The sequence below is a fragment of the Franzmannia pantelleriensis genome (assembly GCF_900102875.1).
GTDB classification, from domain to species: domain Bacteria; phylum Pseudomonadota; class Gammaproteobacteria; order Pseudomonadales; family Halomonadaceae; genus Franzmannia; species Franzmannia pantelleriensis.
Genome location: NZ_FNGH01000002.1, coordinates 384,686 through 403,349 on the forward strand (window position 1 = coordinate 384,686; position 18,664 = coordinate 403,349).

Sequence of the window (18,664 nt, forward strand, 5' to 3'; positions counted from 1 at the left end):
TCGCTCAAATGAGTATAGCGGAATCGTTGTTCGACACAAAATAAAAGCTGTAATATTTTTGTACAATAAATCGTGCGCTGTAGCATCGCCATTGATGATGAGATGCGAGACCTCGCCGTGACGGGTTTTTTCATCTTTACTGAATGGGGAATGGATCGCCGGGAGAATCACATGCCGAGTTTCTCAACACGCCTTGCCGGACTGCCTCAGGCCCCGCTAGTGGCGATGGGGGTCTCGACGCTGTTGGCGCTGTGGCTGCTGTGGCGGCCCGAGCTGCTCAGCACGCTGGCGATGGTTTGGCGGCTGCCGCTGATCGTGCTGGGCGTTTGGGCGCTGGGGGCGGGCTTCAGCCTGGGGGCCGGGCTGGTGCCCGAGCATGGCCGTCTGCGCCGATTGCTGGGGCCACCACTGTGCTGGTGGCTGCTCGGCGCCTTCTCGTTGGTGGTGCTTGCAAGAGCGCTATGGGGCGCTGGTTGATATCGCGCTTTCAACACACGTAAACCGAAACGCAAAGAGCCGCCCGAAGGCGGCTCCTTGCGTTCGGGGTGCGTCGATTAGCCGCGGTCGATGGCGTCGAATTCGGCGGTCACGCTGGATGCCGGCTCGTCGGTCGCCAGGCTGACGACGACGATGGCCAGGTAGGCGAAGATCACCCCGGGCACGATCTCGTAGAGGTCGAAGAGGCCGCCTGAGAGCTCGGCCCAGACCACCACGGTAACGCCACCGACGATGATGCCGGCCAGCGCGCCCCACTGGTTCATGCGACGCCAGAACAGCGACATGATCAGCGCCGGGCCGAAGGCGGCGCCGAAGCCGGCCCAGGCGTAGGAGACCAGGTCGAGCACGGTGGCGTCGGGATTGAGTGCCAGCAGGTAGGCGAGCACGGCGATTCCGATCACCGCAAAACGGCCGACCCACACCAGCTCCGACTGCGAGGCGTCCTTGCGGAACAGCGCCTTGTAGAAGTCATCGGTGAGCGCCGAGGAGGAGACCAGCAGTTGCGAGTCGGCGGTGGACATCACTGCGGCCAGGATGGCGGCGAGCAGGATGCCGGCGATCACCGGATGGAAGATCAGGTTGACCATCACCATGAATACCGTCTCGCCGTCACCGAGTTCGCGGGACACAAAGCCCACCCCGAGCAGGCCCACGGCCACTGCCGCGACCAGGCACAGCGCTGACCAGCTGACCGCGATACGCCGCGCGGTGGGGATGTCGTCTTCGCTGCGGATGGCGGCGAAGCGGGCCAGAATGTGTGGCTGACCGAAGTAGCCCAGGCCCCAGGCCAGCGAGCTGATGATGCCCATGGCGGTCAGTGCCTCGCCGGTGGAGGCATCACGGAACCACGCCAGCATGTGCTCGCTCTCGGCGGCCAGGGCCGCGCCGGCGCCGCTGGCGCCGCCCAGGTCGGTGAAAGCGATGATCGGCACGATGGCTAGCGCCGCGGCCATCATCAGGCCCTGGATCAGGTCGGTCCAGGACACCGCCAGGAAGCCCCCGAAGAAGGTATAGAAGATGATGGCGAGGGTGCCGACGGTGACGGCCACGGTGTAGTCGAAGCCGAATACCGTCTCGAACAGCCGCCCCCCGGCGACCAACCCGGAGCTGGTGTAGAACAGGAAGAACACCAGGATGAACACCGCCGAGATCACCCGCAGCAGTTGGGTGTTGTCGTTGAAACGGTTGGCGAAGAAGTCTGGCAGCGTCAGTGAGTCGCTGGCGCGGAAACTGTAGATGCGCAGGCGGCGGGCCACGATCAGCCAGTTGAGCCAGGTGCCGATCAGCAGGCCCACCGCGATCCAGCTCGCCGAGATGCCGCTGACGTAGGCCGCGCCGGGCAGGCCCAGCAGCAGCCAGCCGGACATGTCCGAGGCGCCGGCGGAGATCGCCGAGGTCCAGGGGCCAAGCGAGCGGCCGCCGAGAATGTAGTCGGAGAGGTTGGTGGTGCGTCGGTAGGCGATGATGCCGATGCCGAGCATGACTAGCAGGTAGACGCCAAACGTCAGGCCAATGGTGATGTTGTTCTGGACCATGGGGTGTCCTCTTGGGGCGTTTGGCACGATGGAGCGTGCCGTGGGTATGTATTACTTGCTGAAGTCCTTGGCCATCTCTTGGGCACGCGCGGCGCAAGCCTGCATGGCACCCTCGACGATCTGGCGCAGTTCAGCGTCTTCGAAGTGCTGGATGGCGCGTTCCGTGGAGCCCTGGGGCGACATCACATTGCGCTTCAGCTGGGCGGGCTCATGCTCGCTCTTAAGCGCCATGCTGGCGGCACCAAAGCCGGTCTGTAGCGCGAGGCGGCGCGCCGTTTCACGCGGCAGGCCAAGCTTGACGCCGGCCTCTTCCATGGCCTCGAAGAACAGGAAGAAGTAGGCCGGGCCGCTGCCCGACACCGCGGTGACGGCGTTCAGCAAGGCCTCGTCATCGACCCACTCCACCAGCCCCACTGCGCTCAACAGCTCGCCGGCAAGCTCACGCTGCTCGGCGCTGACCCGTGGATTGGCATACAGGCCCGAGGCGCCGGCGCCGACCAGTGAAGGGGTATTGGGCATGCAGCGGATCATCGCCAGCTCACCGCCCAGCCAGCCCTCCAGGGTGGCGGCCTCGAGGCCGGCAGCGACCGATACGATCAGCGGCTTGCGATCCTGGACCGCATCGCGCAGGGGTTCGCAGACCTGACACATGATCTGTGGCTTGACTGCCAGCACCACCACGTCAGCCTCGCTCACCGCGACGGCGTTGTCGGTGTTGGTGCGGATCCCATAGCGCTCTCGTAGCGGGGTCAGCAGGGTGTCATCGGGGGAGGTGGCGATGATCGACTCGGCGGGATGGCCGCCGTCGATCATGCCGCCGAAGATTGCGCTGGCCATATTGCCGGCGCCAATAAACACGATGGTCTTGTGCATTATTAACTCGCTCCTAGTATCAGCAGGCTGGGGCGCAGCAGAGCGCTACTCGTCGCCTAGAGCCAGCAGTGACGCATTGCCGCCCAGGGCGGCGGTATTCACTGTCACGGTTTTCTCGGTGGCGAAGCGCAGTAGATAGTGCGGGCCACCCGCCTTGGGGCCGGTGCCCGATAGGCCCTGGCCGCCAAAGGGTTGTACGCCGACGACGGCGCCGATGATATTGCGGTTGATGTACACATTGCCAACCCGAATTTTCTCTGCAATGGCATCAGCGAAGGATTCATTGCGGCTATGTACGCCAAAGGTCAGGCCGTAACCGCGACTATTGATCGACTCGATCACCTTGTCCAGTTCGCTGGCCTTGTAGCGCACCACGTGCAGGATTGGCCCGAACTGCTCGCGCTCCAACGCTTCGATGCCGTCGATCTGGAAGGCCATCGGCGCCACGAAGGTGCCGTCGGCGGTGTGAGCGGGGTCGAGCCGGGTCTCGGCGAGCAGGCGTTTGTCGGCCTTGAGCTTGTCGATATGCGCATTCAACCCGTTGCGAGCGTCCTCGTCGATCACCGGACCGACGTCCGTCCCCAGCTCGCGGGGGTCGCCGACGTGCAGCTCGGCCATGGCCCCCTCGAGGATCTCCAATACGCGGTCGGCGACGTCGTCCTGCAGATAGAGCACGCGCAGCGCCGAGCAGCGTTGGCCGGCGCTCTGGAAGGCCGACTGGATAACGTCGGCGACTACCTGCTCGGGCAGTGCGGTGGAGTCGACGATCATCGCATTCATGCCGCCGGTCTCGGCGATCAGGGTGGGCAGCGCGGCACCCTCACGAGCCGCCAAGGCGCGGTTGATGATCTGGGCCGTATCGGTGCCGCCGGTAAACACTACGCCGGTGATACGCGGATCGCCGCTGAGCACGCTGCCCACGGTGGGACCGTCGCCTGGCAGCAGCTGCACCACATCGCGGGGCATGCCGGCTTCATGGAGCAGCTCGATCACGCGATGGGCGACAATCGAGGTCTGTTCTGCGGGCTTGGCTAGCACGGTGTTGCCGGCCACGGCAGCGGCGACTACCTGGCCGCAGAAAATCGCTACCGGGAAGTTCCAGGGGCTGATGGCGGCAAATACGCCCTTACCGCCTATCTGCAGGTGGTTGGACTCGCCGGTGGGGCCGGGCAGGGCGGTGGGCTCGGCGAACAGCTGCTCTGCGCGCATCGCATAGTAGCGGCAGAAGTCGACGGCCTCCTTGATCTCGTCGACCCCGTCGGTGAGCAGCTTGCCGCCCTCCCGTGAACAGAGTGTCATCAGTTCGGCCATGTGCTGCTCCATCAGGTCGCCAAGGCGGCGAATGATGGCGGCTCGTTCGGCCACCGGGGTGGCGTCCCAGCGCGGGAAGGCAGCCCAGGCGGAATCCACTGCCTTGGCGGCTTGCTCGGCACTGGTCCACTGCACGCTGCCGACGCGCTGGCGGCGGTCGTAGGGGGCGTACACCTCATGGGCATTGGCCGGATCATCGGCGACATCGAAGGCCAGCAGGGGTTTAACGTGATGCTGCTTATCCATGAAACTGGCCATCTGATCCATGAGTGGCTGATACTGACTGCGGATGTTCAAGTTCACTCCCTGCGAGTTCTTGCGACCGGCGCCGAAGATATCCCGCGGCAGCACGATCCTGGGGTTGGCGTAGCTTGAGTACTGCTCGAGTGTTTCCACCGGATGCACGCATAGCGACTCCACCGGCACCTTGGGGTCGACCAACTGGTGGACGAAGGAGGAGTTGGCGCCGTTCTCCAGCAGTCGACGCACCAGGTAAGGCAGCAGGTCCTTATGGGCGCCCACCGGGGCATAGATACGGCAGTAGGTACCTTGCGGGGCGCGCGTCAGAGCGGCGTCATATAGCGCTTCGCCCATACCGTGCAGGCGCTGGAATTCGAACGCCCGGTTGACGTCGTTGGCCTGCTCGAGAATCGCGCTGATGGTGTGGGCATTGTGGGTGGCAAACTGCGGGAAGATCCGCCCGCGGGTGTTGTCGGACAGCAGGAACTGCGCGCATACCAGATAGGCGACATCGGTACACGCCTTGCGGGTAAAGACCGGGTAGCCGTCGACGCCGAGTTGCTGGGATTCCTTGATTTCGCTATCCCAGTAAGCACCCTTGACCAGCCGAATGGGGATCTCGTCGCCCTGCCGGTCGGCCAGGCGGTTGAGGTAGTGCAAGGTAGGCAGGGCGCGCTTGGAGTAGGCCTGGACCACCAGCCCGAAGTGCCCCCAGCCGCGGCAGGTGTCGCTCTCGAACACGGCACGGAACACCTCCAGCGACAGCTCCAGGCGGTCGACCTCCTCGGCGTCGATGGTGATCGCCACGTCGCGCTCGCGGGCCATGGCGGCGAGCTCGCGTACGCTGCCGACCAGCTCTTCGAGCACCTGCTCGCGGCGGCCGAACTCGTAGCGTGGGTGCAGCGCCGATAGCTTGATCGAGATCGAGGGGGCGGGGGTCTTGGCCGGCAGCGCCTTGCTGGTCTTACCGACCTGCTGGATGGCACGAGCGTAGTCGTCGAAGTACTTGGCGGCATCGCGGCGGGTGCGGGCGGCTTCGCCGAGCATATCGTAGGAGTAGGTGTAGCCCTTGTCGAACAGCGGTTTGGAACGCTTGAGGGCTTCATCGATGTCGCGTCCGAGCACGAACTGCTTGCCCATGATCTTCATTGCCTGGTACATGGCGCTGCGGATCACCGGCTCGCCCATACGGTTGACCAGCTTGTTGATGAAGTTGGCCGGCTTGCCATCGCGGGGGTGGTCGAGATTGATCACCCGTCCGGTCATCAGCAGCCCCCAGGTCGAGGCGTTGACGAACCACGATTCGCTCTGGCCGAGATGTGACTTCCAGTCGGCGGGCCCCAGCTTGTCCTCGATCAGCGCATCTGCCGTGGCCTTGTCGGGAATGCGTAGCATCGCCTCGGCCAGACACATCAGCATCAGGCCTTCGTGGGTATCCAGGCTGTATTGCTGTAGCAGCTCGTCGATGGAATCGACGGCGGTGTCCATCTCGCGCACGTCACGCACCAGCTCGGCGGTCTTGGAGGCAATCCGCAGGAAGTCCTCCTTGTCGGCGCTGAGGCGCTGGACCAGCTCTTCGACGAAGGCATCCTCATCGACGATATAGTGCTCACTGATGCGAGCGAAGAGTGCCTCGAGATCCTGCTGCCAGGATGAGGCATCCAGCATGGTGGTGGCATTGAGCATTACGAACTCCCGCGGTTGACGGTCGGGCACGGCCTGGCGACGACGAGGAGCGGTGGACGTAGCCGCCTGTCTCGACCAGGGAGATACCCCGACGTGATCGGTATGGTCCAAATGTAGGGTGGGAGAGGTGTAAGCGTCTTGCCAATTTCCCGGCAGGATTTGTCAAAAACAGGGGAGCTGAACGCCGGCGTATAAAACGTTAGACGTTAGTCGTATGGCTGTTGCGATGAATGACCTCGGCGGTACCACGCTGACGGAGTCGGCTAGGGGGGTGGCCGAAGGCGCGGCGGAAGGCGTGGGACAACGCACTCTGGTTGGCGAAGCCGGTGCGCTCGGCGATAAGCGATAGCGGCAGTCGGGTAGAGGTGAGCAGTTGGCGAGCCGCCCCTAGCCGCTGCCGTAGCAGGTACTGGTAGGGTGTCAGCCCGGTCTGTTCGCGAAAGCAGGCGCTGAAGTGCGCTTCACTAAGACAGGCCTCGGCGGCCAGGTCGGCAACAGTGAGGCGCTCGCTGAGGTGGTGCTGGATGAAGCGGTCGATCAGTTGAATATCGATACGTTGGGCCTGCTGCCGGCCGTGCAGCCCGGGGTGCAGACGGGCGTGCAGGCAGCCGAGCAGAGTGGCTGCCAGCAGGTCGCCCTGGGGGCTGCCCTGTGGCTGCTGGCGCTGATAGGGCTGGGTCAACTCCTGGGTCAGAAAGGCCAGATACTGGCGCAGTGGCTCGTCGAGGGCGAAAAACCGTGGCACGTCAAACAGCCGCATCAGCTCGCGGTGTGGGCCACTCAGTGATGGCGCGTCCAGCGGCAGGTCGAGAATCAGTTGCTGATTGTGGCCAACCCCTTCGTAGTAGTGGACGTGGTTGGCCGGGACGATACAGCCGGACAGCGCCGCGATCGAGCCCCCCATGCCTTCGATCTCGAATTCGGCATGGCCGGACAGTCCGATCACCATCTGGTGGTAGTCGTGGGCGTGGTGCTTGATGGTGTTGTCCAGCGGCATCAAGCGAATGACACTGGGCATGGCGTCACCTCCGGGTGGGGGGCTGCGCGTCAGATGTTATGTATTGTACCTGGCAAGGGATGCGTTGCCACGCGCTCACGCATCGAGGTGCTGTTTGTCGCGCAGTGCGGTGTGCGAGGCCAGGTGCTCGCGCAGCGCGGCCAGCTCTTCACAGCCGGCCTTTGACAGCAGCGGCTGGCCGCGAGCGGCCTGCCACGGGCGGCCGTGTTCGTCCATCAGTCGCTGGGCGCGACGCCGGACGCTCTCCAGGTAGTCGTCGTGGCGCACCGGGTAGCCTACCACCACGTTCCACTCGGTCTCGCTGGCCTTGCCCTCGAGGGTCTTGTCGAAAATCTCCAGCAAGTGCTTGGGCTCGGTGCGATAGCGAGGCGTACGCGACAGCAGCAGGATGCCGATCATGCTGCCGAATACCAGGGTGCAGACGCCGAGGACGAGCAAGTAGAGGGCCATGGTAAGGACGGCTCCATGCAGTTGCCTGCCGGTCACGGCAGGGGCATGAGTGGGGCAGATGAAGGGATCGCCTCCAGTTGCCGAGTGCTGTGGACCATCTTACATGCTTGTCAGATACAGCTGTAGACGACGGCTAGAAACACGAACGCCCCCAGCTGGGGGCGTTCGGTACTAGCGGACGGGCTAATCAAGCCAGATCGAAGCGATCGGCGTTCATTACCTTGGTCCAGGCTGCAACGAAGTCCTTGACGAACTTCTCGTGGTTGTCGTCCTGGGCGTACAGCTCAGCGTAGGCACGCAGGATCGAGTTGGAGCCGAATACCAGGTCAACGCGCGTCGCGGTGAACTTGGTGTTGCCGCTCTTGCGATCCACGATATCGTAGGCGTTCTTGCCCTTGGGCTCCCAGCGATTCGCCATGTCGGTCAGGTTGACGAAGAAGTCGTTGGTCAGCTGGCCGACGCGGTGGGTGAACACGCCGTGCTGAGTCCCGCCGTAGTTGGTGCCCAGCACCCGCATGCCGCCCAGCAGGACGGTCATTTCCGGCGCGGTCAGACCCATCAGCTGAGCACGGTCCAGAAGCATCTCTTCCGGCTTGACCACGTACTCCTTCTTCTGCCAGTTGCGGAAGCCATCGGCCAGCGGCTCCAGCGGTTCGAAGGAGTCGGCATCGGTCAGCGCGTCGGTGGCGTCGCCACGACCCTTGTGGAAAGGCACGTGCACGTCGTAGCCGGCGGCCTTTGCGGCTTTCTCGACGCCCAGGTTACCGCCCAGCACGATGACATCGGCGATGCTGGCACCGGTGTCGGAGGAGATGTTCTCGTAGACCTTGAGCACCTTGGCCAGCCGATCCGGCTCGTTACCTTCCCAATCCTTCTGCGGCGCCAGGCGGATGCGGGCACCGTTGGCACCGCCCCGCATGTCGGAGTTGCGGTAGGTACGGGCGCTATCCCAGGCGGTGCAGATCAGCTCGTTCAGGCTCAGACCGCTCTCGGCAATCTTCTCCTTGACCACCTCTTCGATGTAGTTGGTTTCACCCTGAGGGACCGGATCCTGCCAGATCAGGTCTTCATCCGGCACGTCCGGACCGATGTAGCGAGACTTGGGTCCCATGTCGCGGTGGGTGAGCTTGAACCAGGCGCGAGCGAAGCAATCCTTGAAGTATTCGGGATCTGCCATGAATTTCTCGCAGATCGCGCGATACGTCGGGTCCATCTTCATCGCCATGTCGGCATCGGTCATGATCGGATTGCGGCGCACCGACGGGTCGGTAGTGTCAACCGGCTTGTGCTCCTCCTTGATGTCGACGGGCTCCCACTGATTGGCGCCGGCCGGGCTCTTCTTGAGTTCCCACTCGTAGCCGAACAGCAGTTCGAAGTAGCCCATGTCGAACTTGGTCGGGTTGGTGGTCCAGGCGCCTTCAATTCCCGAAGTGATAGCGTTGGTCGCCTTGCCGCCCATGTTGGGGTTGATCCAGCCGAAGCCCTGGTTCTCGACGTCGGCCGCTTCCGGCTCTGGCCCTAGCGCCTCGGCGTCGCCATTGCCGTGGGTCTTGCCGACCGTATGGCCGCCGGCTGTCAGGGCGGCAGTCTCTTCGTCGTTCATCGCCATGCGCGCAAAGGTCTCGCGCACCTGCTCAGCAGTTTTAAGCGGATCGGACTTGCCGTTGACCCCTTCAGGGTTGACGTAGATCAGACCCATCTGCACCGCGGCCAGCGGGTTCTCCATGGTGCTAGGCGTCTCGACGTCCTCATAGCGGCTATCGGACGGCTCCAACCACTCCTTCTCGGCGCCCCAGTAGATGTCCTTCTCGGGATGCCAGATGTCCGCACGGCCGTAGGAGAAACCAAAGGTCTTCAGGCCCATGGTCTCGTATGCAACGTTGCCGGCCAGGATGAACAGGTCGGCCCAGCTGACCTTGTTGCCATACTTCTTCTTGAGCGGCCACAGCAGGCGGCGCGCCTTGTCCAAGTTGCCGTTGTCGGGCCAGGAGTTCAGCGGCGCGAAGCGCTGGTTACCGGTACCAGCGCCTCCACGGCCGTCGGCGAGACGATAGGTGCCCGCCGCGTGCCACGCCATGCGAATCATCAGGCCGCCGTAGTGCCCCCAGTCCGCCGGCCACCACTCCTGGCTGTCAGTCATCAACGCGCGCATATCGGCCACGAGCGCCTCATGGTCGAGCTTCTTAACCTCTTCGCGATAGTCGAAGTCCTCGCCCATGGGGTCGGACTTGTTGTCATGCTGATGAAGAATGTCCAGATTCAGGGCTTCTGGCCACCAATCCGTGTTGGTGGTGCCGGTGCTGGCACTGGTGTTGCCACCGTGCATGACCGGACACTTGCCCGCGGTGTTGCTGTCGTTTCCGCCCATATCACTCTTCCTCATCTAGATGGTTGCTGCACGGATAAAATCAGTCAGTACGTCATCGCGTGGCATCGCTGATGCAGGCCACGCTGATTGATATCTGCTTCGCTCAGCCTACGCCTTTGTCCATGCCTTATGTCACTATTGGCTCGACCAAAGTTGTAGTGCTCGGCATGAGGAAGTCAGCTCCTGCATGCCGTCTTCAAATAAGGTATATCAACACGGCCCATTGCATAGATTTGTTTTTTTGCAACGCTGCGATAGCCCGCTTTAATGACGAAGCACTGATATGAGCAAACCAACGTTGGCGGGGGAGTATGCGCATGCATACAGTACGCACGCGGACATGCGCAGCATGACACACTGAGGTCGGAAGCGAGCTTGATATGGCGACATGGCTACCCGGAGGGGCTTTGGAGCGGGTGAAGGGAATCGGCTGCCTTCCATGATACCCCTTTTTAATCAATGGTTTGTATTGGTTCGGTAGCCATGTGTAGCCGCTATTGTAGCCATTCATGTAGCCATCTTCAGCGTGACTTCAAGCGAGCGGCAATAAGCAGCAGCGCACGTCCGTCAGGGTTAGGCGGTGGGACAAAAATAATCACCCCACCGCAAGGACACGGCCACAGAAAAACCACTGCCTATGCTCGACTAGCTAGCGACCTTCGCTGATCTACAGGCTCGCTTCACGGACGCTGGCGAGATGTCGAAGTGTTCCGCCGTCGCCTAGATGCTGGCGCTGTTCTCCTGCCGCCACCGAGCTACATCCTCATCATTGATGGTCTTCTCTCGACCAAGGGCCTTCCCTTCTGCCTTGGCCCGCTTGATGCCCGCCAGTTGTCTCTCCTTGATGTTCGAGCGCTCAAGCTCGGCAGTTCACCAAATCCCTTCCTGTCTTTCTCTTTCGCCTTCACATCTGTACCTACTAGGGCACACCTCAGCGATGACGCTCTGGGAGCTTGGCTGCCTGTGTTCATATCTGTGCATTGACAACCCAAACGATCACAACCATTATGACTACACCCAGATGAACACAAGACCAGTAGGAGGGTTCAACGTCATGACTAACCACCCGGGCTTCATCCGGGCTTACCTCAGGGCCTCGACCGACGATCAGAACGCTAGTCGTGCCCGTGAAGCTCTGGAGTACTTCACAGCGGAGAAAGGCGCCAGTGTGGCCTCCTGGTACGTAGAGAACGCCAGTGGCGCTAGAGCGGACAGGACAGAGCTAGCCCGACTGATTGATGACGCTAAGTCAGGAGACGTCCTGCTGGTCGAACAAGTTGACAGGCTAACGCGCCTGACGAAGGACGATTGGGACAGGCTGAAGGTTGCTATCCAGAGCGCGGGACTTCGTGTCGTCTCCTTGGATCTACCGACCAGCCATGCAGCCTTGACCGTCAGTACCGGCGATGATTTCACCGGGAGGATGCTGGACGCAGTAAACGCCATGTTGATGGACATGTTGGCGGCTGTCGCACGCAAGGACTATGAAGACAGGAGAAGGCGTCAGGCGGAAGGCATCGCTAAGGCACGGGAGCAAGGAGCATACAAGGGTCGCCCGGTAGATGAAGAGAAGCACCGTCGAATCATGGAGCTGAGACAGCAAGGCTTCAGCATCCGTAAGACAGCTGACATTATCGGGTGCGGAGTCAGTACCGTGCAACGTGCCGAAAGCAGGGCTACAGCGGGTTAAATCAGGGAGAGGTTCAGAACAGTGATGCTGTAAAAGGCTTGAGGCAGGGGATAGGAAGCTCTGTCATCTTGGCTGTGATCTATCCTTGAGAAGATATAAGCAACAAAAGGATATATCCTTTTATTATCAGTTGTTTACATCGTTTCTGCGGTGCTGGTAGCGTGGCCGCTGTTGGTGCTCATCAAGGGCGCCTAGAGCATACATCTGACAGATAAGGAGATACCTCCATGTGGCTGAAACTAGAGCGTTGGGGAATCGAGTTCGGGGTAGGTAGTGTCATCATCCGTCTGGTAACAGGTGATGTCTTCATTCGTGTACCGATGGTCGGACAGTTGGCCTGGAACCCTGTTAGCTTCTCAATGGATCGATGGGCGTACGCCAAGCATGACCCTGTGTTGTAAGCAGCTTAGAACGAGACCGATAGGCCCAGCCCTTGGACATCATCGACAGTCTAGGGGCTGGGCTTTCTTTCGGCTTTCCGATACTGAGAATCTTCCCGTTGGGCAGGGGCTACGGGGAAAATGCTTGGCCTTATACGTCTCAATACCGGCTCAGATTTCTACGGTAAAATAGCCGCAGGAGTCCCACCAGTTCATCTGAACTATGAGCCTCAAGAAGACGCTGTTGTGGGTAGTCGGCTCGCTCAAGACCGTCAGTGAACAGGGTAAGCGTGTGCTCAGCCATTTCTGAAGTATCCCCCACTGTAGCGCCCAGCGTTGGCCCTGCCTGTGCGGCTATACGGATTGTTCTTCGGCTGCATGGACTGATGATTCACATAGCCCTGAGCGGCAGTCCCTGCCATACCGACCAGAGCGGCGCTGGTGGAGGGACTTTGTCCGCGAGGCACTGAGCTGATCCGGTTAGCTGCTGAGGACTGAAGGCCAGTCTTCTGACGTTGGAGCTGGCCAATAGTCCAGTCCTTGTTGCGGTCTAGTGTGGCACGATCCCGAGCGGCGGAAGCGCCTATATCTCGAAGCCCCATCTTTACGGAGCTGCCAGACACACCGGCTTCCCCAGCAGACACACGGGCCGTCGCCATAGCAGATCGGGCCTGGTGAGTGACCTCTTCTTGGCTCTCCCGGGATGCTTGCTGTTCCTGACTCTGCCTGATACCGACATCAGCATACTGATCGCCTAGCGCCTCATAGGTTTGCTGACGGTTCTGGGCATACATCTGATTCTGAGCGTCGGCCTGGGCAGAAGCCGCTTTGTATTGCTGGTGCTGCCCATACATTTGACTGCCGACAGTCAGAGCGGTTGTTGCTATAGCCACGGGCTCACACATGATTGGACTCCTTCCCTGCATCGATATGGTCGTATTCCCTTACTTCCCCGCCTTCAGAGCCAGTCACTGCAAGGGAGTCTGCAAGTTCGTTCTCAGGGTGTCCGCTGTGGCCTCTGACCCAATGGAAGCGTACAGAGTGAGCCCGGAGGAGGTCATCGAGTTGGCGCCACAGGTCGACATTTTTGACTGCCTTGCCACTGGAGCTTTTCCACCCCTTACGCTTCCAACCGTGCCGCCACTTAGTGGCACCGTTCATCACGTATTCGCTGTCCGTCGTGAGATCCACAGAGGCAGACCCCTTCAGTGCGGACAGTGCTTCGATGACGGCTGTCAGTTCGGCTCGATTGTTGGTGATAGGGTGGCCCCTTAGCCTTCCGGCGATCTTCAGGCGTCGACCTGTCGATGGGCTCAGCAGAACAGCTCCCCAGCCTCCTTGGGGGTTACTCTGACCATTGTTGCTACATGCTCCATCCGTCCAGATTCTGACGGTAGAGGAGGCATTATCTAGTATTGTATTGTCTGAATCATCGCCCGCCATCTTGAAGGAATGAGCGAGGGCATAAGGTGTAGACATAGTGATTCGTCCTCATTGTCGGAGACAGTCGGTTCCCTTCAGACAGGCGGCACCAGCAGACGGACGAACCGCCAGCCTGACCGACTGCCTTCGAGAATGTGCTGGGTTTGATAGATGATGATTATGGCTCAAGGGATGAGCCTTCTGGATAGACTGTGGGAGGTCTATAGTGTTCGATGGGCGCGCTAGTAGATGGACTGAAGAGGTATCCAGTGACGTGGATCCTTCACGGATGTTCACCACCCATGAGCGACCATCTTAAAGGTGATCCGGGGGGTATATATAATACTGCGTCCGTTAGAGTAACTTGCTGATTATGAAGGCGTTTTATGTGTCATTCACCATTGTCGAGATAGGCGGCTAAGCGGTCTTCAAGAGAAGGCTGGCCAGCGGCTGCTGGGGCTTCGGGCAGTGCTCGCGCTAGAAAAGGTAGAGCGATACCACACGCCTTGACGTACTTCCTGGCTTGCCTGTCACCAACATTTAAGAGTTCCTTAACGCTCCTTGTGGAAATCATCTCCAGCTCTTGAAGGATAACGTAAAGGCTGACCTTGTTTAGAGGTATGTTTCTGCCTTTCTGGCTATGATGATCTAGATTAGCGATGCCTGAAATAATATCCGATAAGGGGCATCCAGGATCATCGACAGATCTACCTTGCATGTCAGTGAAGACCACGTTCTCAATTTTCTTCTCCCTATTACTTCTCTTTTCTCGTTGTCCCTCCAATATCTGATCTGATACTCGCCCGGAATATGCCCCTCGAACCTTGGCCGTGTAACCCCTTCCCAGACGCTTTTTCAAGCAAAGCATCTGATCAATCGGGTAGACGGCATCTACGTCAGAGCCGAAAGGCCAGCTATTCGGGTGCAGGTTGTCAATATAGCTAAGGCTTCTCCTGAGATGCTCTCTGAGTTTCTTTCCACGCGACAGTATCTCTGCGTGGCCTGGCTTTCCGCTTCTGGAGAATCTTTCGATGTCACGGTTGATCGGATTCACGGCAGATGGGTTGGTGCTCGCCATGGTCGTACTTTCCTCATAAGTAGAACCACCCACCAGCGAGCTCACCACAAGCCCATAGGCACAGGTCTACCTGACCGGGCGTACGAATGGCCCAGTCCTGCGCTTAGCTAGTGGGTGGCTCTACTGATAAGGGGTCAGGTGTGTGATGTGGTGATGAAGGAAAGGCGCTTATCCTTTCGAGATGCAGGAAAACCCCTCCTGAAGTGAGGGGGAATTGACCTGGAGGCTCGGCTCTCTCTGTGGTGCGGAGAGATTGGCATAGACCACGCGCCCGACGATCCAAGCCGGTGATGCCACCTTCTCCTGTAGTGGGCCGCAACCCGTGCGGGGCTGTGAGGCTCTCTGAGAGGTTTCAAAGGCGTAGCGGTAGGATGGCCCTGATCGGTGTGGTAGCAGCCGTCAGGCGACCTCTCTGGCCTCAGGTGACCGACCCACGGCCCGCTGGAGGGAATCCCGGCGAGCATCAGCCAGCTTTCTCTGTTCGTGTTCCTCTTCGAGTTGTTCCTGGGTGTCGGCTGCCAGACGGAGCGCCTCGGCGAATGACTGGGGAACCTGGGGCTGGGCTACCTGACGTTCCAGCTCTTGCCAGCGGTCAACCAAACGAGCGGTGAACTCTGGGGAAAGCTGAGCGACGATCACGTAGCTGTCCCGCTGGTTGACTCGGTAGTGATGAACCTTTCGAGCCAATCCTAAGTTATTGATTTGCTCGGTTTCCTCAGATTGAGGTTTTCGGATGGCGCCGTGGGTCACCAGCATTTCGATGGTGCGCTTCACGTTGTCGTGGCGCTTTTCCACCACCTCAGCGATCTCGCGGCTGGACATGGTGGGTTCGTTGGTGCTGGCCATGGTTGCGATATTGCTCATTGCGTAGCTCTCTCTCAGTAGTCGAGGGTCGAGCGGAGAGGGGCTCCGTCTAGGGGATGCTTAGCGAGCAAAAAAGCCCATGGACGGCCGGAATGGCGATGTTATGGGGTTACTTTGTAATGCCTTTGAAGAGTAGGGCTTGCTCGCTCTGCATGAAGAGTTCTGCATATGCTTCGTCTACGTCCTCGCCTTCTAAATATGGCAGGGCATTGGCAAACTCAGGGGCCTGGTAGAGGGTTTTTCGGGCCAGTCCATCAGCGACCATGGTCAACTTCGTCAGCTTCCAATGCGACGCTCGATGGCCAAACTTTTGGAGCCAGGCTCCTGCCATCTTGGCCCGGGTGTCCTCATCCACCCATGCACCCTGCTTGACGTAATAGCCGACCGACCCGGCGGTAACATACGTGACTAGATGTGCCATATCCTGTAGGTTCATTGTATTCCGGGTGAAGAACCCCATAGCTGCCTCCCGCGCTGCGTAGCTTTCATAACTTACCCTACCCCCTCCAAATCGGTGCTATCAACAAGCCGGTGTGGGTTGTACAGACCTATGGGCTTGATAGGGCTCACTGTGGTCAGTTGGTCGACCATCTCTGACGATTATCGTAGGGACGAGTAGGGTCAGCTTACATCTGGGAGTGTGTGCAGCTCATCGAATTATGTCAGCTAGCTCAGCGGCGAACTCTTCTCCTTTGTCGGTGAGGAACACCAGTTTCCGGCGTCGTTCGTGCGGATCTTCTTTGGTCCAGACTAAGCCAAAGCCGGGTTTATCTACTTCCTGCCACTTCGAGAGAACGGAAATCGTTCTGGAAATTGTCGCTTGACGGCCGCCTGTTTCCTCAATCAGCTGTTTAATTGAAATGCCAGGGTTGGCCGCGATGTGGACAAACAGAGAGGCAGTCTGAAGGGGGAGGTCCGACTGTAGTTCACGAAATAACTGTACCACTGATAAGGCCCGCCTCATTGCGACTCTGTTGGATAGGTTTAAGCCTTGCGCTTTTGATTGCTTTTCTATCATCATATCATCCTCTTGCAGGAGAAACGGACGGCCCTACTTTGTTGCTTACGCAAGGTGAGAATATTCGCTCGGCCCTGTCAACATCCGTACTGTCCTGATAAGTAGCTCAAGGCTAAGTCTCCAAATGCTGCTTCCATATCTCTGCCATGCTGCTCCCATGCGTCTATTAACTCTTCCGTTCTATATGCTGGGTGTCTAACTTGTTCTCCTCGTTCATATGCATCGAATAATCCGCAGAATTCGTCTCCGCCTCTACCCTCATGACGCCTGGCGCCCTCCATCGATATTAGCCCATCGAACACTCCTTGAGAGTAACTAACGCCGATTGTTCTTCCTTGATCTCCTTGCGCGAAGAAGCCTTTAACATCACTGACTGACATAAGCTCTGCACTAGCCCCTTGGGAAATAAAAAATGAAAAAAGGGCGGTGCAGATTACTTTGGGCTTGGAGGGCATATTTGATTAACCTTGTCCGAAAATTGTGTGTTATCAAGAGGCACTAGAAAAAGCCAAGCCACAAGCCTATGCCGTGAATAATGCCTATAGGAAAGAATAGCGCACCAGCTATTAGGAATCCCCACCATCCTTCAGACAATGAAGTGATAACGTGTGTCAGCCATGCCGCAACGCTTATAAGCATAAGGGCCATGCCTATCACTGAGCTTAAATCAGTCTGACCGATCTGTTTTTTCTTCATCCCGTATATCCCTGCTAGGTTATTGCCATGCCAGCCCCAAGGTAGCTTAGCCAAACTCGGATACGCAAGCCGGTGCTTTATCAATGCAAGGCCTCCAGCTGTATCGTCTCCACTGCTTCAAGGCGTGTTTTGAAGGTCGGTCCCCGGTTGTAGACCCTATTGGCGGTAGTGAGCCCTCGCTCATGGCCAGTCACCCAGACGATGATTTCCTCTCTTTGACCAGCATCACCCATGATCGTAATGGCTGTGGTCCTGAAGGAGTGGAAGCATATATTCCGGCCACCCTTGGAGAGGATCTTGTTGATCAAACGGCTAAACCACTGGGAGAACTTCGGGCTCTTCTTGCCATCGCGGCGCTTAGTGGCCTCAGCTTCAGAGAAAAGATATTCCCTACCTGAAGCCTTGCTGTCTCTGAGTTGGTCGAGAACTTCTTGTTTAATATCAGGATGCAACGGGACTTCTCGTGTAGCGTTGCTGTTCTTACCCTCACGGATGGCCAGACACCAGATACCTTGGCGCTGAACGATGTCCGTCGCCTTGAGTGAACAGAGTTCGTCGATCCTAGCCCCTGTGTAGAAGCCCAGGCGCGGCAGAACGTAGTAGATCCCCCGGTTGTCCTCGGTGGCGGAGAAGATCGCCTCAACATCGGCTCGTGTGAACTGATCATAGTGCCGGACAGTGGCCTTGGGCTTGAGGTTATGGCCTTTGAACGGGTTACCGGAGGGAAGCTCTTCCTCCATAGAGTATTCGCCGTGGTTCCAGATAGCCGAGAGTCCCGACAGATAATTGGATATTGTCTGGCGCGTCTTCCCGGTGCCAAGCTGGGTGGTGACGAAATCTTTCACCTTGGACCGCGTGATGTCAGCTAGTGAGCAGTCTTCCTCCCCCAGGTGGCCAAGCAATAGGCCCACGGCCAGGGTGTTCTTCGAGACAGTGGAAGGCTTCCGCTCGATCAAGGGTGACTCTGTCCAGTCCTCTAGAGCGCCTCTGAGGCTCAACCGGTAGCGGTTCGGTATGTGCCCCTGCTGGACGCTCTGGAAGGCGTCTAGCTCGATCTCTGGCAGCTTCTCGGGGTCTAAGACGTCGGACAGCGTCACTGGGTCGCGTGGATCGGGGCCAACAAGCGAAGCTGACGTTTCTTTCAGGTGGTCCCTTGCTTCCAGGAACATCCGCCGCTGCTGGCGCTGGCTGGCCTGACCCTTTAGCTGGGCCTCGACATCGGACAGTTCGACCAGCACTCGGTCTCTAATTCGACAGGCTTCGTCGAGGTCGCCCGTCTGGGTGCTCTGCTGGAGGATCTTCTTACCGAGGTGCTTGGCCAGGGTCGGAGATAGGCGCTTCTGGATGAACCAGACGTTGCCGCGCTGGCGAAGGCTGCGAGTGTCGGTAGGCTTGCCCCTGGCCATGGTGATGCCCTCAATCGTTCGGTGATCGACAGGGCGAGGGTATCATTGGAGCAGAGAACAGGTGTAGCCACTTCTGTAGCCATTTCTGTAGCACCTAACCCCATGATTGGTATGTAAAACCTTGGGTATCA

Annotated in this window: 16 protein-coding genes; 3 read left to right on the forward strand and 13 right to left on the reverse strand. The window is 59.2% G+C overall.

Going from position 1 to position 18,664, the window contains the following annotated elements:
• Nucleotides 1-171 precede the first annotated feature (171 nt).
• The gene (locus BLT16_RS03790) at nucleotides 172-477 is read left to right on the forward strand and encodes a cyd operon YbgE family protein (protein WP_089657191.1); all 306 of its coding nucleotides are present in this window, start codon (nucleotides 172-174) and stop codon (nucleotides 475-477) included.
• A 77-nt stretch (nucleotides 478-554) separates the two neighbouring features.
• On the opposite strand, the gene putP is transcribed toward BLT16_RS03790, so the two are convergent.
• From putP to katG, 6 genes are all read right to left on the reverse strand, one after another.
• Nucleotides 555-2,033, reverse strand: a complete 1,479-nt coding sequence (putP, locus tag BLT16_RS03795; RefSeq protein ID WP_089657192.1) for a sodium/proline symporter PutP — start codon at nucleotides 2,031-2,033, stop codon at nucleotides 555-557.
• 51 nt (nucleotides 2,034-2,084) lie between these two features.
• Nucleotides 2,085-2,906, reverse strand: coding sequence for a pyrroline-5-carboxylate reductase (proC, locus tag BLT16_RS03800; protein WP_089657193.1), 822 nt, complete (start codon nucleotides 2,904-2,906; stop codon nucleotides 2,085-2,087).
• Nucleotides 2,907-2,951: 45 nt separating this feature from the next.
• The gene (gene putA, locus BLT16_RS03805) at nucleotides 2,952-6,143 is read right to left on the reverse strand and encodes a bifunctional proline dehydrogenase/L-glutamate gamma-semialdehyde dehydrogenase PutA (RefSeq protein WP_089657194.1); all 3,192 of its coding nucleotides are present in this window, start codon (nucleotides 6,141-6,143) and stop codon (nucleotides 2,952-2,954) included.
• 199 nt (nucleotides 6,144-6,342) lie between these two features.
• Nucleotides 6,343-7,161, reverse strand: a complete 819-nt coding sequence (locus BLT16_RS03810) for an AraC family transcriptional regulator (protein ID WP_089657195.1) — start codon at nucleotides 7,159-7,161, stop codon at nucleotides 6,343-6,345.
• 75 nt (nucleotides 7,162-7,236) lie between these two features.
• Entirely contained in the window at nucleotides 7,237-7,611 is a 375-nt protein-coding gene (locus tag BLT16_RS03815; RefSeq protein ID WP_089657196.1) for a hypothetical protein, read from the reverse strand.
• A gap of 187 nt (nucleotides 7,612-7,798) precedes the next feature.
• Complete coding sequence (gene katG / locus BLT16_RS03820) at nucleotides 7,799-9,979, reverse strand: catalase/peroxidase HPI (RefSeq protein WP_218124397.1); 2,181 nt, start codon at nucleotides 9,977-9,979, stop codon at nucleotides 7,799-7,801.
• A gap of 1,054 nt (nucleotides 9,980-11,033) precedes the next feature.
• On the opposite strand from katG, the gene BLT16_RS03830 reads away from it, so the two are divergent.
• Both BLT16_RS03830 and BLT16_RS20790 read left to right on the forward strand, forming a co-directional pair.
• Nucleotides 11,034-11,669: a recombinase family protein gene (locus BLT16_RS03830; protein WP_089657198.1), complete on the forward strand. Its 636-nt coding sequence runs from the start codon at nucleotides 11,034-11,036 to the stop codon at nucleotides 11,667-11,669.
• A 227-nt stretch (nucleotides 11,670-11,896) separates the two neighbouring features.
• Nucleotides 11,897-12,070, forward strand: coding sequence for a hypothetical protein (locus BLT16_RS20790; RefSeq protein ID WP_176817149.1), 174 nt, complete (start codon nucleotides 11,897-11,899; stop codon nucleotides 12,068-12,070).
• Nucleotides 12,071-12,345: 275 nt separating this feature from the next.
• On the opposite strand, the gene BLT16_RS21215 is transcribed toward BLT16_RS20790, so the two are convergent.
• From BLT16_RS21215 to BLT16_RS03865, 7 genes are all read right to left on the reverse strand, one after another.
• A complete protein-coding gene (locus BLT16_RS21215) occupies nucleotides 12,346-12,975 on the reverse strand; it encodes a virion core protein, T7 gp14 family (RefSeq protein WP_422717913.1) in 630 nt (209 codons plus the stop codon).
• On the reverse strand, nucleotides 12,947-13,528 hold the full coding sequence (gene rnhA / locus BLT16_RS03840; protein WP_340148240.1) for a ribonuclease HI: 582 nt from the start codon (nucleotides 13,526-13,528) through the stop codon (nucleotides 12,947-12,949). The genes BLT16_RS21215 and rnhA overlap by 29 nt, the downstream gene beginning before the upstream one ends.
• A gap of 334 nt (nucleotides 13,529-13,862) precedes the next feature.
• Nucleotides 13,863-14,549, reverse strand: coding sequence for a hypothetical protein (locus tag BLT16_RS20510; protein WP_143025034.1), 687 nt, complete (start codon nucleotides 14,547-14,549; stop codon nucleotides 13,863-13,865).
• A 399-nt stretch (nucleotides 14,550-14,948) separates the two neighbouring features.
• Nucleotides 14,949-15,413 carry a Rha family transcriptional regulator gene (locus BLT16_RS03845; protein ID WP_218124398.1) on the reverse strand — a complete coding sequence of 155 codons (465 nt, stop codon included), beginning with the start codon at nucleotides 15,411-15,413 and terminating at the stop codon, nucleotides 14,949-14,951.
• A 109-nt stretch (nucleotides 15,414-15,522) separates the two neighbouring features.
• Nucleotides 15,523-15,873: a hypothetical protein gene (locus BLT16_RS03850; RefSeq protein WP_089657200.1), complete on the reverse strand. Its 351-nt coding sequence runs from the start codon at nucleotides 15,871-15,873 to the stop codon at nucleotides 15,523-15,525.
• Nucleotides 15,874-16,062: 189 nt separating this feature from the next.
• Entirely contained in the window at nucleotides 16,063-16,434 is a 372-nt protein-coding gene (locus BLT16_RS03855; RefSeq protein WP_089657201.1) for a MarR family winged helix-turn-helix transcriptional regulator, read from the reverse strand.
• 773 nt (nucleotides 16,435-17,207) lie between these two features.
• Nucleotides 17,208-18,533: a tyrosine-type recombinase/integrase gene (locus BLT16_RS03865; protein ID WP_089657202.1), complete on the reverse strand. Its 1,326-nt coding sequence runs from the start codon at nucleotides 18,531-18,533 to the stop codon at nucleotides 17,208-17,210.
• Between the last annotated feature and the right edge of the window lie 131 nt (nucleotides 18,534-18,664).

Excerpts from the sequence above, each read along its gene's own strand:
- BLT16_RS03810 (WP_089657195.1), bottom strand. The coding sequence starts at position 7,161 with ATGCCCAGTGTCATTCGCTTGATGCCGCTGGACAACACCATCAAGCAC.
- BLT16_RS20790 (WP_176817149.1), top strand. The coding sequence starts at position 11,897 with ATGTGGCTGAAACTAGAGCGTTGGGGAATCGAGTTCGGGGTAGGTAGT.
- BLT16_RS03850 (WP_089657200.1), bottom strand. The coding sequence starts at position 15,873 with ATGGGGTTCTTCACCCGGAATACAATGAACCTACAGGATATGGCACAT.
- BLT16_RS20510 (WP_143025034.1), bottom strand. The coding sequence starts at position 14,549 with ATGGCGAGCACCAACCCATCTGCCGTGAATCCGATCAACCGTGACATC.
- BLT16_RS03790 (WP_089657191.1), top strand. The coding sequence starts at position 172 with ATGCCGAGTTTCTCAACACGCCTTGCCGGACTGCCTCAGGCCCCGCTA.
- BLT16_RS03830 (WP_089657198.1), top strand. The coding sequence starts at position 11,034 with ATGACTAACCACCCGGGCTTCATCCGGGCTTACCTCAGGGCCTCGACC.
- BLT16_RS03815 (WP_089657196.1), bottom strand. The coding sequence starts at position 7,611 with ATGGCCCTCTACTTGCTCGTCCTCGGCGTCTGCACCCTGGTATTCGGC.
- putP (WP_089657192.1), bottom strand. The coding sequence starts at position 2,033 with ATGGTCCAGAACAACATCACCATTGGCCTGACGTTTGGCGTCTACCTG.
- BLT16_RS03865 (WP_089657202.1), bottom strand. The coding sequence starts at position 18,533 with ATGGCCAGGGGCAAGCCTACCGACACTCGCAGCCTTCGCCAGCGCGGC.
- proC (WP_089657193.1), bottom strand. The coding sequence starts at position 2,906 with ATGCACAAGACCATCGTGTTTATTGGCGCCGGCAATATGGCCAGCGCA.
- katG (WP_218124397.1), bottom strand. The coding sequence starts at position 9,979 with ATGGGCGGAAACGACAGCAACACCGCGGGCAAGTGTCCGGTCATGCAC.
- putA (WP_089657194.1), bottom strand. The coding sequence starts at position 6,143 with ATGCTCAATGCCACCACCATGCTGGATGCCTCATCCTGGCAGCAGGAT.
- rnhA (WP_340148240.1), bottom strand. The coding sequence starts at position 13,528 with ATGTCTACACCTTATGCCCTCGCTCATTCCTTCAAGATGGCGGGCGAT.
- BLT16_RS21215 (WP_422717913.1), bottom strand. The coding sequence starts at position 12,975 with ATGCAGGGAAGGAGTCCAATCATGTGTGAGCCCGTGGCTATAGCAACA.
- BLT16_RS03845 (WP_218124398.1), bottom strand. The coding sequence starts at position 15,413 with ATGAGCAATATCGCAACCATGGCCAGCACCAACGAACCCACCATGTCC.
- BLT16_RS03855 (WP_089657201.1), bottom strand. The coding sequence starts at position 16,434 with ATGATGATAGAAAAGCAATCAAAAGCGCAAGGCTTAAACCTATCCAAC.